The sequence below is a fragment of the Bacillus sp. BS98 genome (assembly GCF_008432245.1).
Taxonomy (GTDB): domain Bacteria; phylum Bacillota; class Bacilli; order Bacillales; family Bacillaceae_G; genus Bacillus_A; species Bacillus_A toyonensis.
The window spans coordinates 4783554-4798301 of sequence record NZ_CP043830.1 but is presented as its reverse complement, the minus strand read 5'-3'; the positions used below and the strand labels follow the sequence as shown (position 1 = coordinate 4798301).

Here is a 14748-nt window from a genome sequence, read left to right as displayed (position 1 = left end):
TAGATTAAAAAGGATGGATTTTGTAAATCTATAAAATTATTTTAATTATATATATAGATTTAAAATTAATTACCATGTACGGAATGGTAAGAATTTACCGTTAAGTGTAATAACGATACGAGGATCGCCACCTTTTGGATCTTCTTGTGTATTCACACCTAGATTGAAGTTAATTGCACTCATTACACCTTCGCCAGCTTTTTCTAAGATTAATTCTCTAAGAGTTGGTGCGTATTGTAACATCATTTCATATAATCGATATAAGATTGGGTCAGTAGGAGGCATTTGCATTACTTGACCTCTAAGTGGAACTACTGTTAATGCCTGAACCACTTCCTCATCTAATTCTAATAGTTTACCGATTTTTTCTGCTTCCGGACGTGTCATTGTAGCTTGTCCTAATAATGCTGTTACAACCCAAGTCTCGGAGTTTTCGCTTACTTTTGAAATTTCTTCCCATGTTAAACCTTTTGCAATTTTTGCTTCCATAATTTTTTGTGTAGCTTCTTGTCTATTCATACTTAATAACTTCCCTTCATTTGAGTAATAATTAATTTTTCATACCATTTAATGTTTTATATCCATCAACTACTAAATCTAATTTACCTGTGTGGGGATCAATGACTAAACCATGTACAGGAACATCTTTTGGAATAAGTGGATGATTTCTTACTAAATCAACATTAGCTTGAGTTGAGTCGCAGACATCATCGAATCCAAATAACCAATTTTCAAGATCAACACCAGCATATTCAATTGCTGATAAAATTTCGGATGAAGCTACTCCACGATCTAATATTTTTTGAAGTGTTCCTTTTGGATTAGTTTGGCTTGCACCACATTTATGGTGTCCGATAAGAAAGATTTCATCTGCATTTAGATCATATACTGATGCTATAACACTTTGCATAACGCTATCGAAAGGAGAAGCAATTTTACCACCTGCATTTCTGATAACTTTTGCATCACCATCGTGTATATCTAAAGCTTTTGGAAGTAGCTCAATTAAACGAGCATCCATGCAAGAAACAACAACCATACGTTTTTTAGGCATTTTTGTCGCTTCAAAAGGAGCGTATTCCTTATTTTCTACAAATTGTTCATTGAACGATAGGATTTCTTGTAATAACATATTTGTAACCTCCTTTAAATCTAGATGTATTTTTTGTTGCGTCCTCTATGTTATAAGTGAATATAACTGATAAACAATGTGATGTAAGAGGATAAACTAAGTATAGTGAATTGTATCGATAAGCAGAATAAGCTGGCGAAACACTTTCTGGCTTTCTACTTTCACGGTGAAAGGATTGGTTTATATCATTGATCAAACAGATTTTGAGATACTGAAATTATTAGGAGAAAACTCAAGAATACAATGGAAAGAACTTGGTCAAAAAATACATATGACGGGACAGGCGGTAGGAAATCGAATTCGAAGGTTAGAGGATTTAGGGATTATTGAGCAATACACAATCGCAATAAACCGAATCAAATTAGGACAAGTAGTGACTGCGTTTGTTACTTTGTTCGTAACAACAGCTAACCATCAAGAGTTTATGAATTTCTTTCAAGGAGAAGAAGGGATTTCTGAAGTACATCGTATAAGTGGTGACGGATGTTATTTATTAAAAACACATTTTGCTTCCAATGAAGAATTGGATAACTTTCTAGGACGACTATTAAAGTATGGGAATTACCGTGTTAACCTATCAATAGGGAAGTTAAAATAAACTTTATGTAAGTTTATGGTTCCTTTTGCTTGTGGCTAAGACATGTTTCCAAAAATAAAAGGAGTATCTCTTATTAAATAAGAGATACTCCTTTTATTTGTTTTTAATAATTATTGATTATTTTACATCTGATTTTTCTTTTTTCATTATTTGCCTTTGACTAGTGAAGGGGAATTTTTTAACATCAAAACCCCTGCGCTGTATGCAACAGGGGGTTCTATTATTACTTATTTGAGGGCATGATCCTATTTCATTTTACAGCTAATTCATGTTTCGAATATAAAAAGTAGACTCATAAGAAAAATCCTGTAGTTCAGTACAGGATTTTTAATCAAACTAATTAAAAACTAAATTGTGGTTTAACATTACCTTTATAAGGTTCATGTTCAACGAATATAGTTATGTCTTTACCAGATTGGTCTTTACCAGTTCTTTTATACGTAAATTTCTTATTGTTCAGTTCAGTAAGTTCAAGAGCCGCACCATATTTATTATTTCCAATTGATACATGAGCTCTTATTTTATTTTCGTGTACAACATCGAAGTAACCATAGTCACCGCGGCTTTGACCTGTTTCGCTATTGAAGAACTCGTATTTATTAGACTTGTCATCAAATTTTGCTAGACTTATAAAATTAGAATTAAACTGTGTTACATCATTACCAGCTTCATCTAATACCTTTGTTCCATGCCAAAGGGTGCCGCCTAAAATTTTATCTCCATCACCATTTTTAACAATATCGCCTGTAGTAGTGTTCAGTTGCTTGTCCGGATCAGTGAAAGAAAGTTCTTTTTCTTTATATGGAACATGTTCAACGAAAACTTCTACATCTTTACCGTTAGCGTCTTTCCCCATTCGTTTATAAGTAAATACATTTTTATTTAGTTTTGTCATGTCAACAACAGCTTGATACTTCATTGATTCTGAAATTAATATTCTCTTCTTCCCATCATTTGTGACAAAGAAAGTTCCTTTATCGCCACGACTTGCACCTGTCTTAGCATCAAAGAATTCATATCTGCCGGACTTCGCATCATATTTTGCAAGACTAATGAAGTTTGCATTCTCTTTTGTTAAGTCATTCTTATCTTTGTCATATACTCTTGTACCTTGCCAATTAGTATCGCTAAGAATGTTAGCCATTTTTTGGCCTTTCGTTAACTTGTTTTCCTTTTTCGTCTCTTTAGCAGCTTGTTCTTGTTTTTGTTTACCATGATTTTCTTCGGCTTTAGTACCAGCACACCCTGTTAATGCTAATGTGAATCCGAGCAGTATTGATGATAGTGCTTTCGTTTTTTTGTTCATTTTTTATCGTCTCCTCATTTTATGATTTTCATGTTATTCACATGGTTTTAAGTAGTGCGGTTTGTGATTATAGTAGTAGTTCATCCTTCTGAATCTTTGTTATATGAAAAGATTTAGGTTGAATCAATGAACTTAGTTGCTACGTTTATTATGTTAATCTCAGAGTATAAACTCCCTCTAAATAAAACATTAAAAAAAGATAAACTAATTCCTAAAAAATTTTCATATTTATAAAAAAGCAATCGCTAGTTTGCAGCAGGGATCTTTCGAATATTTACCAAAGTTGTTTCTGATGCCTACGAGTAATCAAAAAAATACATTGTAAAGAAGAAGGAAAGCCGTTAACAATAATGTAATTCCTAATAGAGTTAATCGATTGTAGTGCAAAATTTTTGAGCTGAACTGTATGGGAAATGAAGATTTTATAGAAGTCGCTTCATATAGGAAGGGGATGTCCATGTTTGATTCAACAGATTTTAAAATTATACAGTTACTACAAGAAAACGCTAGAATGAACTGGAGGGAAATTGGAGAGATAGTACATTTGACTGGCCAAGCCGTTGGAAAACGAATTAACAAATTAGAAGAGGCAGGTGTCATTCAAAAATATACGATAGATATCGACAGAGCTAAGCTGGAAGGATCCATTATGACGTTTGTTACGCTATTTTTGCATGCACCACATTATCATAATCAAATTCAAAGTTTTTTCGAAAAAACAGACGTAATCACTGAAATGTATCGTATAAGTGGCGATGGGTGTTATATCATGATTCTTCACACATCTTCGCATCAGCAATTAGAAGAGACGCTTGCAGATGTTTTACATTATGGTGATTATCGTATAAATACTGTCATTAAGACAATGGAAAAAAAGAAAGAATAAGATATTTATCCTTTCTTTTTTCATATGGAACTGTAATTCTTTATTTGTTTTTATTTATAAAACAGCTTGCTGACATGACTTTTGCGTAAATATCACCAAACTCTAATGCGCTCATGAACGATTGATGAGCGTGTACTGCTGGGATTAGATTTCCTTGGAATTCTAAATCTTTTGTTGTACAAGCATCTTCAATTACAATACATTGAAATCCTAAATCACTGGCAGCCCGTACTGTTGCATCAATACATACATGAGTCATCATACCGCAAATGACTAGTTGGTCTATTTTCTCTTCTTTTAATGTTTGTAATAAATTTGTTCTTAAAAAACTGTTAGGGTGGTGTTTTTGTATGACTCTTTCATTAGCGATCGGTTGTACATCATCATGAATTTGAGCACCTACTGTCTCGGGGAGGAAGAAGGTAGCTCCTTCATTGTTCGCAATATGTTGTACATGAATAATTGTTTTATGTTTTTCACGAAACACTCTCAATACTTCTTTCGCTTTTTGGATGGCTTTTTCAGGTAGATGTAATTCCATATTGCCGCCTTTAAAGTAATCATTTTGTATGTCGACTAATAGTAATGCTTCGTTCATCGTTATTCCCCCATACTTAGTGATTCAGCACGTTATTTGTACTGTACCGTTATTATATAAATTGTAGCTATGCTGAAGTAATAACATTATGAAACGATTTTGAGGTATATAGTTTCAGTGTGAAAAAAGTGAAAGTTGGTATAAGTACAAATGGATTTTGTGGAATTCACGGTAAAGTTATAGGTAGAGTGGCATTATAAGGTAAAAACCATAACTTTGCTGGAGGAGCAGGTTATGTTTTTTTATGCGGAAATGCGATTTTAAGTTTTTGCTGAAGGTGTTTTTCTAGGATATGCTGTGAGTGATTGGAGTGAGGTAGTGTCGGATATTGTCGACCAATCGATATATTGGAAAAATCGTTGATATATTGTGAGTTGTGATAGATATATTGGAAAAATCGTTGATATATTGTGAGTTATGATAGATATATTGGAAAAATCGTTGATATATTGTGAGTTATGATAGATATATTGAAAAAATCGTTGATATATTTGTAAAGGGGTGTTTGAGGTGATTGTGAAAGAAAGAAAAATGCCGATTTATATAAGGCAGTTAGAAGCACTTCTTAGAAGGTTACCTGTACATCATCCGAAACGAAATTTAATTGGAGAAAACTTGGCAAAACACATGGCGGGATATAAAGGGGAGCAATCGATTGATTATCCACTTAGTTTTATTTCTGAGAAAGAGTATAGTATTTTACATGATATTCGTTTATCTAATTATGATAAATACTTTCAAATTGATACTATTATCCTTTCCACAAAGTTTCTTCTTTTTCTTGAGATAAAAAATATAGCAGGTACATTAATATTTGATACAAAGTTTAATCAACTTATCCGAATAACAGAAGGAAATTCAGAGGGATTTCCAGATCCGGTTTTACAAATAAAAAGGCAAGAAATACAAATAAAGAGATGGTTAAGCTTACATGGATTTTCTTCTAGTCTTCCAATTGAGTCCCTTGTTGTTATTAGCTCGCCTCGTACCATTATAAAATCTTCAGATGACAATCTTCTTCATACAATTATTCATAGTGCAAATTTACCTCATAAAATAAAGTGGTTTGAAAGTAAATATAAAAGAAAAGTTATAGATAATGTAGATAGGCTCATTCATCAAATAATAACGGAGCATTCTCCACTTCAACAAAATATACTTGAGCAATATAAAATAGAAAAAGAGGAGTTGTTAAAGGGAGTACAATGTGAGAAATGCTTAGTTATTCCAATGGTTAAAGTGAAGAAGGGTTGGTGTTGTACAAGTTGTAAAGATTTTTCAAAAGTGGCACATGAGGATGCTATACGAGATTATGCATTGCTCATTAGTACGACATGTACAAACGGTAATTTGAAAGAGTTTCTCCATGTTTCGTCGGGTATGGTTGTAAACAGAATTCTCCACACACTAAATCTTCCCTACACTGGCAACAACAAAGGACGAATATATGATTTAACTTCTTTCCAATCGTAATTTTGCTATAATAAATACGTACGTATACGAAGGGGAGTTTAAAGAGAAAATGAAGTCATTTAATATCGATCATCTTATAGCTAGTGTTTTGCAATGGATATTAAATATAGCGCTAATTATATTATCCATTGTCTTATCTATCTTTTTAATTAATGAGACAATCACATTTATTCAATACATCTTTTCAACAAAGAAATATACATCGTATAAATTGGTTGAAAGTATCATCGTATATTTCTTATACTTCGAGTTTATTGCATTAATTATTAAGTATTTTAAATCGAACTATCATTTCCCGTTACGTTATTTTATTTATATCGGAATTACGGCATTAATTCGGTTAATTATTGTATCTCATGAGGAACCGATGGAGACGTTATTATATGCGGGATCCATTCTTGTTTTAGTCATTGCTTTATACATATCGAATATGAGAGATTTGAGAAAAGAGTAGTAGTGCAGACATAAGTTTGCACTACTTTTTTTACCTTGACCTTCAAGTTACTTGAAAGTTTACAATGAAATTAGGGCGTTTGAAATTGAAAAAAATTGAGAAATTAAGTGAAGAGGTTTCTTTTACTTGGAGGTTATAGAAATGAGTCAGGAATTGAAGTTACGTCCATTAGAACGAGAAGATTTAAAGTTTGTACACGAACTGAATAATAACGCGCATATTATGTCGTATTGGTTTGAAGAACCTTATGAGGCCTTTGTAGAATTGCAGGACTTGTATGATAAACATATACACGATCAAAGTGAACGCCGATTTATCGTTGAGAAAGATAATGAAATGGTTGGATTGGTTGAGTTAGTGGAGATTGATTATATTCACCGAAGAACAGAATTCCAAATTATTATTGATCCAAATTATCAGGGGCATGGTTACGCAGCAGAAGCGACGCGTTTAGCGATGGGTTATGCCTTTGCTGTCTTAAATATGCATAAGATATATTTAGTTGTCGATAAAGAAAACGAAAAGGCTGTGCATGTTTATAAAAAGGTTGGATTTATGGTAGAAGGTGAGCTTCTCGACGAGTTTTTCGTTGATGGTAACTATCATAATGCGATAAGAATGTGTATGTTTCAGAAGCAATATTTTGAAAGTAAGTAGTTGAATGATTTGGAAGTAATGTTGACGCTTCGCAAAACCGTATGCTAAAATCCCTTTTAAGTATTAAGGAAGGTGCAGAACATGCTTTATATAAAATTTGTAAAACTCATTAGAAAACTTTGCTCCGCACAAATGTATACGGTGAAGCGTTGTACGGAGCTTAATCAAGGGGCATAAATCCCCTATATTCATCGGCTGAATAGCTTTTCTAAAAAAGTATAGTTTATCTATGCTTATTTGGTTACGGTTTGTAAGTCGATGTATAAAATAGATTAAGGGCCATAGACAATGCTTTGTCTATGGCCCTTTGTGTATATTATTCCAATGAGCTTTTACTATAAATTGGAGTAGTATAGGAAAAACCACGAAGCAGAGGGCTAGTGTCGAATGACGCTATCTCTCTGCTTTTTTTAATTTCAGGAAAAGAGGAATACGAATGAGTTTACTTAAAGTTGAAAGTTTATCACATAGTTTTATAGATAAAGCCTTATATGAAAATGCTTCTTTTAGTTTGCATAAAGGAGAACATATGGGAATTGTTGGACAGAATGGTGCAGGAAAAAGCACGTTAATGAAAATATTGATTGGAGAAATCATTCCTGATAAAGGAGATATAAAGTGGCAACCTAATATTCAAATTGGACATCTGGATCAATACGCAGAAATTGATGGGGGCTATACCATTTCACAATATGTAAAGAAAGCTTTTTATGATTTGTATGAAATGGAAGATAGAATGAACAAGTTATATGAAGAAAGTGCTAGGACTGGAGATGAGAATCAACTATTAAAAGCGGCAGAGATTCAAGAACAGCTTGAGGCTCGTGATTTTTATTCGTTAGACAGTATAACGAATAAGGTGGCAGCTGGTTTAGGTATTGATGCTATCGGGATGGATCGTGTTATTGGTGAATTAAGCGGAGGACAACGTGCAAAGGTAATTTTAGCGAAGCTTTTATTAGAAGAGCCGACTATTTTATTACTAGATGAACCGACGAATTTTCTTGATAAGGAGCATGTGGAGTGGCTTGCTAATTATTTAATGAATTTTGAAGGGGCGTTTATTGTCGTGTCACATGATTTTGATTTTCTGGAAAAGGTGACTTCTTGCATATGTGATGTAGAGTTTGGAACAGTTAAGAAGTATTACGGAAAATACTCAGATTTTGTAAGACAAAAGGAGCATTTGCGAAAAGATTATATTCGCCAATACCATGCACAACAGAAGAAAATTGAAAAAACGGAAGAGTATATTCGTAGAAATATTGCTGGAGTGAATTCAAAAATAGCACAAGGACGTAGAAAGCAGTTGCAACGTATGGAAAGAATTGTGCCACCAAGTTTTACCCATAAACCGTCTATTCATTTTCGGGAACTTCCTATTTCAGTTCAAACAGTTCTTGAGGTAAATAATCTCGAAGTTGGTTATGACTTTGCTCTCTTACCAAAATTGAATTTTTCAGTAATGGGTGGGAAAAAACTTGTTATTACAGGATTCAATGGAGTAGGGAAATCTACTTTATTAAAAACAATTGTTGGCACTATTGCTAGTATTGCTGGAGAATTTCACTTCTCAGAGCAAATAAAGATTGGATATTATGAGCAAGATTTAAATTGGAGCAATGATTCTTTAACTCCGCTTCAAATTATTTCGGAACAGTTTCCTACATTGAATATGAAGGAAATACGTCATCATTTAGCTGCGTGTGGTGTGAAAGATACTCATGTCTCGCAAGAAATTCGTACGTTAAGTGGTGGTGAACAATCGAAGGTGAAACTGTGTGGATTATTACTATCACCTTGTAACTTCTTAATTTTAGATGAGCCGACAAATCATTTAGATGCAGAAGCGAAGGAAGCTTTGCAAAAGGCGCTAATACAGTTTAAGGGCAGCATTATACTCGTATCTCATGAAGCGAGTTTTTATCTTGATTGGGCGGATAGTATTTTCAATATAGAGACGGGATTAGTTAAGGGGGTGTGAAATATATGAATGAAAATAATTGGAGAATGAACATTATATTATTTTTAACCGCTCAAACTATTTCGTTGTTCGGTTCATCTCTCGTGCAATACGCGATTATATGGTATATCACCCTTACAACATCATCAGGGGCGATGTTGACCATTTCAACTGTTTGCGGTTTTCTACCACAAATTGCGATATCTTTATTTGCTGGTGTGTGGATTGATCGTTATGACCGTAAAAAGATGATTATGTTATCGGATGGAATTATAGCGATTGCTACGTTAATTTTGGCAATTTTATTTTTAACAGGATATAAAAGTATTTGGATGCTGTTTATAGTATTACTCATTCGCTCAGCTGGTACAGGTGTACAAACGCCGGCTGTGAATGCGTTAATTCCACAAATTGTTCCGAAAGATTATCTTATGAAAGTAAATGGGATAAATAGTAGTATTACATCTTTAATTATGTTTCTTTCACCGGCGGTAAGTGCCGTAATTCTTTCTGTTACTAGCATTGAAACGACATTTTTTATTGATGTTATTACAGCTATAATCGGAATTAGTATTATGTTTATCATTCAAGTGGAAGGACATGCGAATGTAGGGGTTAAGCAAAAATCTAATCTACAAGGTATAAAAGAAGGGTTTGCTTATTTAAAAGAAAATGTATGTATGAAAAGGCTACTCGTTTTATTAATCATTATTATGATTTTAATAAGTCCAGCCGCCTTTTTAACACCTTTAATGGTGACTCGTTCCTTCGGGGCGGAAATGTGGAGACTTACTGCTAGTGAGATGACCTTTAGTGCTGGTGCAGCAGCTGGTGGCGTACTGATTGCAGCATGGGGTGGTTTCCGTAATCGTATGCATACAACAGCGTTGGCCTGTGCGTTATATGGTCTGCTTATGGTAGGACTAGGAATTGCACCGGTATTTATTATGTATTTAGTCTTTAATTTTTTAATTGGTATAACAATGCCATGTTTTAATACGCCAGTTACTGTGTTATTGCAGGAGAAAGTAGATCCAGTTATGCATGGCAGAATGTTTAGCCTCGTACAGATTGCAAATTCATGTGCTTTACCTTTAGGGATGATTATATTTGGTCCTTTGGCTGATGTGTTTAGTGTAGAGGTTTTGTTAATTTATGCTGGGATATTCATACTATTTTGCGCAATGTATGTTGTATTAAGCAGGAAGTTTGAAGTGTAAATATTTATTGTCTATAAAAGGTTTGTGAGGCAATTTAAGATGCTTCATAAACCTTTTATTTCCATTCTATTCAATAATAATTTATTGTAAAACGATAAAATATTATTGACTAATGATTTTGTTTTGGATAATATGATGTTAATTAAGAAGAATTATATGAATAGAGGAGAATGTAAAATGAAAAATAAATACGTAGTAGCTATTTCTTTCATGATCTTAGCGATTATTTCTTTAACTATACATGCTTCAAACAGTAAAGTTGGAGCGGATGGATTTCTTGAAGAACCTTTCTTTTTCCTAGTACCGGTAAGTTATGTATTGTTCTTTAGTGGTATTGGTGTATTACTATTTGGATGTATTACTTCAAAGCTGAGAAAAAGTAATAGATAAAGTGAAGCTTAATTAGTGATGGATTCCCCAATCCGGACAAAATACTCACTATGAAATAGAAACATACCATATGGAAGAAAAATAATAAGTGAGCTGAATAATGATGAATCATTATTTTTATAATGGTAGACAAGTAGGTGCGGCTATAACCCTAGCCGGGGCACAGGGGACAATTCATGCTGTGAATCAAGTGATTCAAATGCAGCAACAAGCATATTTTGCACAAATGATGCAAGGACAGTATATGCAATACTCACAATTTCCAATGCAAAGTGTGCATTATGATGTGTATCCAGCGGGTTTACTTTCCATTCCATATGGCGGGACTTACTTCTTATGAAAGAAAGCGACTCAATAGAGTCGCTTTTTTATATTCCACCGAGCTTCATTCCAAGGAATGCGAAGAGGATACCGATTATGTAAGTAGTACTTACATATAAAAGGGATGTGTAAATTTTTTTGCGATTGAGAAGCTGAATGGATTCTAATTTAAACGTCGAAAACGTTGTGAATGCGCCCATAAATCCAGTTCCTAATAATAATTGCCAGCCTGTAGTGACTCCGTTGCCAATTATATATCCGAGTAAAAATGCTCCTGTTATATTAATAAGGAATGTAGCAATTGGAAAGGATGTTTTATTTCTTTTTTTAAACCAATTGCTAATTGCAAATCGTGTAATCGCACCGAAAAAACCTCCAGTTGCCACTAATAAAGCTTCCATCATAAGTGATCACCTTCCGTAACTGATTTCTTAATTAAGAAATCACCTAGTGTATAGCCAAGTCCAGACATAATGAGACCGCCAAGTATGCTACATGATACATATAAGAAAGCCATGCTCCATTCAGAATGATTAATTAATTGCATGGTTTCTACACTAAATGTTGAAAACGTCGTAAAAGAACCGATGAATCCAGTACCGATGCCTGTGATAACCTCCGAAGGTAAGATGTTTAGCCGTGCAACATATGTAGTCAGCCATGCTAATAAGAAGCAGCCGATTAAGTTAATGAGTAATGTAGCTAATGGAAATGAATGATGCCAAGATTCATGGATAGTAAGACCTAAATAATAACGAGAAAGGGCTCCTAATATACCGGCTATACCGACGATAATATAAATCAAATTCCTCACCTCTTTAAATAGCTTGCTCAAAAAAATAGACTCCTACCAGTAGTTATACTGGTAGGAGTCATTAGCTAAGCAGCGGTTATGGCGAACTCCATCGCCTATAATTATTACATATAGTGTACTAAAAATTGCGTTTGATTTCCAGTGAAGAAGTTGGTGTATTTTGTAGTTCTCTAATCGTTTAAGATAGAGAATTATTACTTATAAACTAAATATAGTGATATAAGGTTTTCAGTGTGATAAAATGTTTCGTATATCTGTCATTTTTTATTTGACTGAAAATAAAGAAAAGTAAAATCGTATGTTTTAGAAAAGGAGTCGTTTGTTTGAAAAAGTTATTAAAAATAATACTTATATGTATTTTAGTAGGTGTGGGAGTTGTAGGTGGGTTTTTAGCGTATATGACACTTACAAAAGAACAGCCAGCTGATGTTATAGGCTTGAAGGTGGAAAACAATAAGAAGCGCGTAATTGCGCAGGGAAATGAATTTAAAGTTACAACGTTTAATATTGGATATGCTGGACTAGATAAGGATCAAGACTTCTTTATGGATGGAGGAAAAGGGTCTGGTTCAAGTAGTAAAGAACAAACGGAAACGAATTTAAAGAATATGCTTTCGTTTTTACAAAATGAGAATAGTGATTTTGCGCTATTACAAGAAGTAGATATAAAATCAATGAGATCATTTGATATAAATGGGCATGAATTTTTGAAAAAAGGACTGCCTGATTATGCTTCTTCGTTCGGAAAGAACTATGATACAAAATGGGTTCCGGTGCCAATCACAAGTCCAATGGGATATGCTGATGCTGGACTAAGTACGTTTTCTAAATATACAGTTCAAACAGCGAAGAAGTTCCAATTACCAGGAATGGAGCCGTGGCCAAAGCGTTTATTTGATTTAGACCGAGCGATTGTTGAACATAAAATTCCTGTTAATAATGGAAAATTTGTTAGACTCGTAAATTTACATTTGTCTGCTTATGATGAAGGCGGAAAAATTAGAAAGCAACAAGTGGAGTATTTAAAAGAATATATGAACAAACATTATAAAAATGGTGATTACGTAATAATGGGCGGGGACTGGAATCAATTAATTTCTAACGTTCAGTTAAGTGATCCGAAGTTCGTGAAGGAGCGTCCTGAGTGGTTAGTAGAGTTACCGAAGGACTTTACCGATGGTGGCTTTAAGTGGGCTGTAGATCCGTCTGTTATGACTGTGAGAGATGATGTAAAGAAATACGTGGAAGGTGAAAACTTTGTCACGATTATTGATGGCTTTATCGTTTCACCGAATGTTGAAATTGTAAATGTACAAGGGAAAGATTTGAAGTTTGAAAATAGCGATCATAACCCAGTGAGTGCGGTATTCAAGCTGAAGTAATCGATACGTATGAGAAGGTGGGGCTTCATATATGGAGTGGTTAAAGAGAACTTGTTTTTCTAACCTTGAGAAAGAATCACAGAAAAATCATTTATTGCTGTTTATCACGATTTGCAGTTTCTTCCTCGGGGTACTCGCAATTGGGTATTACGGATATATTTTTACAGAGCGAGCAATAGCATTTTGGATGTGTGGTATTTCTATCGTAGTATTTGGAACGCTACTTACTTTTATAGAAAGTATGGAAGCAATGTATAAATACATCATGACATGTATGCTACTTATTATGTCTTTCATTATGGTACAAGCATTTAATGAAAGCCCAGCTGTATTTCAAATGGTCTATTTTACATTAGCAGTTTCACTTATTTATTTGAGTGAACGTCTTATTTTAATTCTTGGTGGGGTAGCAGTTGTTGTTACATTTATACTTTGTAGTTATTGGCCAAATCAATTTTTTGCTTATACAGCATCATCTGAAGCTGCAAATTTTGCAAGCTTGTTAGCGATTGTAACGATCGCAATGTGGGGTGTCACAAAGATTGGTTCTAATCTTTTGGCTCGTTTAAGTGATGAGAAGCAAGCAGTGATGAAGAAAGCTCAGGAGTTAGAAGAAACGCAAAGGCTTATTGAGGAAACTGTTGTGAAGTTAGATAGTAATTTCAATCATTTAAGACAGAATATGAACACTTCGATGGAGTCGATGAGTGAAATTAATTTTGCTTTTGAAGAAGTGGCAGTTGGTACTCAATCACAATCAGAGATGATGTCACGTTCAGTAGAAGTATTGAATGATATGGAGGGAAATATTGACCAAATCATCTCTCAAGTAAGAAATGCTTCGATGCGTGTTGATAAAAGTTTGGAAATCTCAAAGGGTAGTGTAAACACTTTAAGAAATTTTGAAGCTAACATGAGAAGTTTAAATGATGTTGTTTCACAATCAGGAACGATATTTAGAGAATTGATGAAACAATCGAAACAAATTAATGAAATTGTAGATGTAATAACGAATATTTCAAGTCAAACGAGTTTGCTAGCTTTAAATGCAAATATTGAAGCTGCAAGGGCAGGAGAACATGGAAAAGGTTTTGCTATTGTAGCGAATGAAGTGTTAAAGCTTGCTGAAGAATCGAATCGTTCTGCGGGGAGAATTCAAGGAATTTTGAAGGAGTTTAGTAATCAAGCAAGTAAAGTAGAAGTGCAGGTAGAGAAGTCAGAAAGAGTACAAGAAGAGTGTAACGAAATGTTAGCAAGTGTTTTAACGAATGTAACGGATTTAGGGAAGTTTATTGATACGATTAATGATGTAATGAGAGAGATTGTTGGTCATCAAGAAAATTTCCAAGTTAAAACGACGAATATCGTTAAAGATGTGACACATGCTTCTAACGTAATTCAGCAAACTTCTGCAGCTACGGAAGAAGTGTTAGCAAGTATTGAAGAAGAGAAGAATCGAAATGATACGTCGGTGAAGACGCTACATACTGTTAGTGAGCAAGTGAAGTTGCTAGAAGATATTTTAGAAAAATAATATCGCTGAAAAAGAGCACA

The 14748-nt window shown here is 34.0% G+C and carries 17 protein-coding genes and 1 riboswitch; of the genes, 11 read left to right on the top strand and 6 right to left on the bottom strand.

From position 1 onward, the window contains the following. Window positions 1–69: 69 nt before the first annotated feature. Entirely contained in the window at window positions 70–519 is a 450-nt protein-coding gene (cynS, locus tag F0362_RS25140; RefSeq protein WP_001081568.1) for a cyanase, read from the bottom strand. 31 nt (window positions 520–550) lie between these two features. After that, window positions 551–1132 (bottom strand): beta-class carbonic anhydrase, encoded by a 582-nt coding sequence (locus tag F0362_RS25135; protein WP_000926486.1) that lies wholly within the window; start codon window positions 1130–1132, stop codon window positions 551–553. Window positions 1133–1298: 166 nt separating this feature from the next. Here F0362_RS25135 and F0362_RS25130 point away from each other — a divergent pair, with 166 nt between their 5' ends. Further along, on the top strand, window positions 1299–1730 hold the full coding sequence (locus F0362_RS25130; protein WP_002039967.1) for an Lrp/AsnC family transcriptional regulator: 432 nt from the start codon (window positions 1299–1301) through the stop codon (window positions 1728–1730). Window positions 1731–2070: 340 nt separating this feature from the next. On the opposite strand, the gene F0362_RS25125 is transcribed toward F0362_RS25130, so the two are convergent. Continuing rightward, entirely contained in the window at window positions 2071–3036 is a 966-nt protein-coding gene (locus F0362_RS25125; RefSeq protein WP_001036597.1) for a DUF4822 domain-containing protein, read from the bottom strand. Window positions 3037–3487: 451 nt separating this feature from the next. Between F0362_RS25125 and F0362_RS25120 the strand changes: the two genes are divergently transcribed. Next, window positions 3488–3922, top strand: coding sequence for an Lrp/AsnC family transcriptional regulator (locus F0362_RS25120; protein ID WP_033657330.1), 435 nt, complete (start codon window positions 3488–3490; stop codon window positions 3920–3922). A gap of 40 nt (window positions 3923–3962) precedes the next feature. Here F0362_RS25120 and F0362_RS25115 read toward each other — a convergent pair whose 3' ends face one another. Further along, window positions 3963–4520 (bottom strand): cysteine hydrolase family protein, encoded by a 558-nt coding sequence (locus F0362_RS25115; RefSeq protein WP_001001101.1) that lies wholly within the window; start codon window positions 4518–4520, stop codon window positions 3963–3965. 516 nt (window positions 4521–5036) lie between these two features. Here F0362_RS25115 and F0362_RS25110 point away from each other — a divergent pair. From F0362_RS25110 to F0362_RS25080, 7 genes are all read left to right on the top strand, one after another. Beyond that, window positions 5037–5993, top strand: coding sequence for a nuclease-related domain-containing protein (locus F0362_RS25110; RefSeq protein ID WP_002104392.1), 957 nt, complete (start codon window positions 5037–5039; stop codon window positions 5991–5993). A 49-nt stretch (window positions 5994–6042) separates the two neighbouring features. Beyond that, the gene (gene psiE, locus F0362_RS25105) at window positions 6043–6447 is read left to right on the top strand and encodes a phosphate-starvation-inducible protein PsiE (protein ID WP_000834705.1); all 405 of its coding nucleotides are present in this window, start codon (window positions 6043–6045) and stop codon (window positions 6445–6447) included. Between the two features lie 141 nt (window positions 6448–6588). Continuing rightward, window positions 6589–7104: a spermidine N1-acetyltransferase gene (gene speG, locus F0362_RS25100; RefSeq protein WP_000076822.1), complete on the top strand. Its 516-nt coding sequence runs from the start codon at window positions 6589–6591 to the stop codon at window positions 7102–7104. A gap of 436 nt (window positions 7105–7540) precedes the next feature. Continuing rightward, window positions 7541–9088, top strand: a complete 1548-nt coding sequence (locus F0362_RS25095) for an ABC-F family ATP-binding cassette domain-containing protein (RefSeq protein WP_149890011.1) — start codon at window positions 7541–7543, stop codon at window positions 9086–9088. 5 nt (window positions 9089–9093) lie between these two features. Then, on the top strand, window positions 9094–10287 hold the full coding sequence (locus F0362_RS25090) for an MFS transporter (RefSeq protein ID WP_149890010.1): 1194 nt from the start codon (window positions 9094–9096) through the stop codon (window positions 10285–10287). Window positions 10288–10464: 177 nt separating this feature from the next. Then, entirely contained in the window at window positions 10465–10677 is a 213-nt protein-coding gene (locus F0362_RS25085) for a DUF3955 domain-containing protein (protein ID WP_000792613.1), read from the top strand. A 100-nt stretch (window positions 10678–10777) separates the two neighbouring features. Next, window positions 10778–11017: a DUF3947 family protein gene (locus tag F0362_RS25080; protein WP_000980960.1), complete on the top strand. Its 240-nt coding sequence runs from the start codon at window positions 10778–10780 to the stop codon at window positions 11015–11017. Between the two features lie 28 nt (window positions 11018–11045). On the opposite strand, the gene crcB (F0362_RS25075) is transcribed toward F0362_RS25080, so the two are convergent. Both crcB (F0362_RS25075) and crcB (F0362_RS25070) read right to left on the bottom strand, forming a co-directional pair. Next, a complete protein-coding gene (gene crcB, locus F0362_RS25075) occupies window positions 11046–11402 on the bottom strand; it encodes a fluoride efflux transporter CrcB (RefSeq protein ID WP_000969609.1) in 357 nt (118 codons plus the stop codon). Then, complete coding sequence (gene crcB / locus F0362_RS25070; RefSeq protein ID WP_000639332.1) at window positions 11399–11803, bottom strand: fluoride efflux transporter CrcB; 405 nt, start codon at window positions 11801–11803, stop codon at window positions 11399–11401. Before crcB (F0362_RS25070) ends, crcB (F0362_RS25075) begins: the two co-directional genes overlap by 4 nt. Before the next feature lie 54 nt (window positions 11804–11857). Then, a riboswitch (Fluoride riboswitch) is annotated at window positions 11858–11917 on the bottom strand. Between the two features lie 218 nt (window positions 11918–12135). Between crcB (F0362_RS25070) and F0362_RS25065 the strand changes: the two genes are divergently transcribed. Further along, the gene (locus tag F0362_RS25065; RefSeq protein WP_149890009.1) at window positions 12136–13194 is read left to right on the top strand and encodes an endonuclease/exonuclease/phosphatase family protein; all 1059 of its coding nucleotides are present in this window, start codon (window positions 12136–12138) and stop codon (window positions 13192–13194) included. Window positions 13195–13225: 31 nt separating this feature from the next. Then, the gene (locus F0362_RS25060) at window positions 13226–14728 is read left to right on the top strand and encodes a DUF4077 domain-containing protein (RefSeq protein ID WP_000455097.1); all 1503 of its coding nucleotides are present in this window, start codon (window positions 13226–13228) and stop codon (window positions 14726–14728) included. Window positions 14729–14748: the final 20 nt, after the last annotated feature.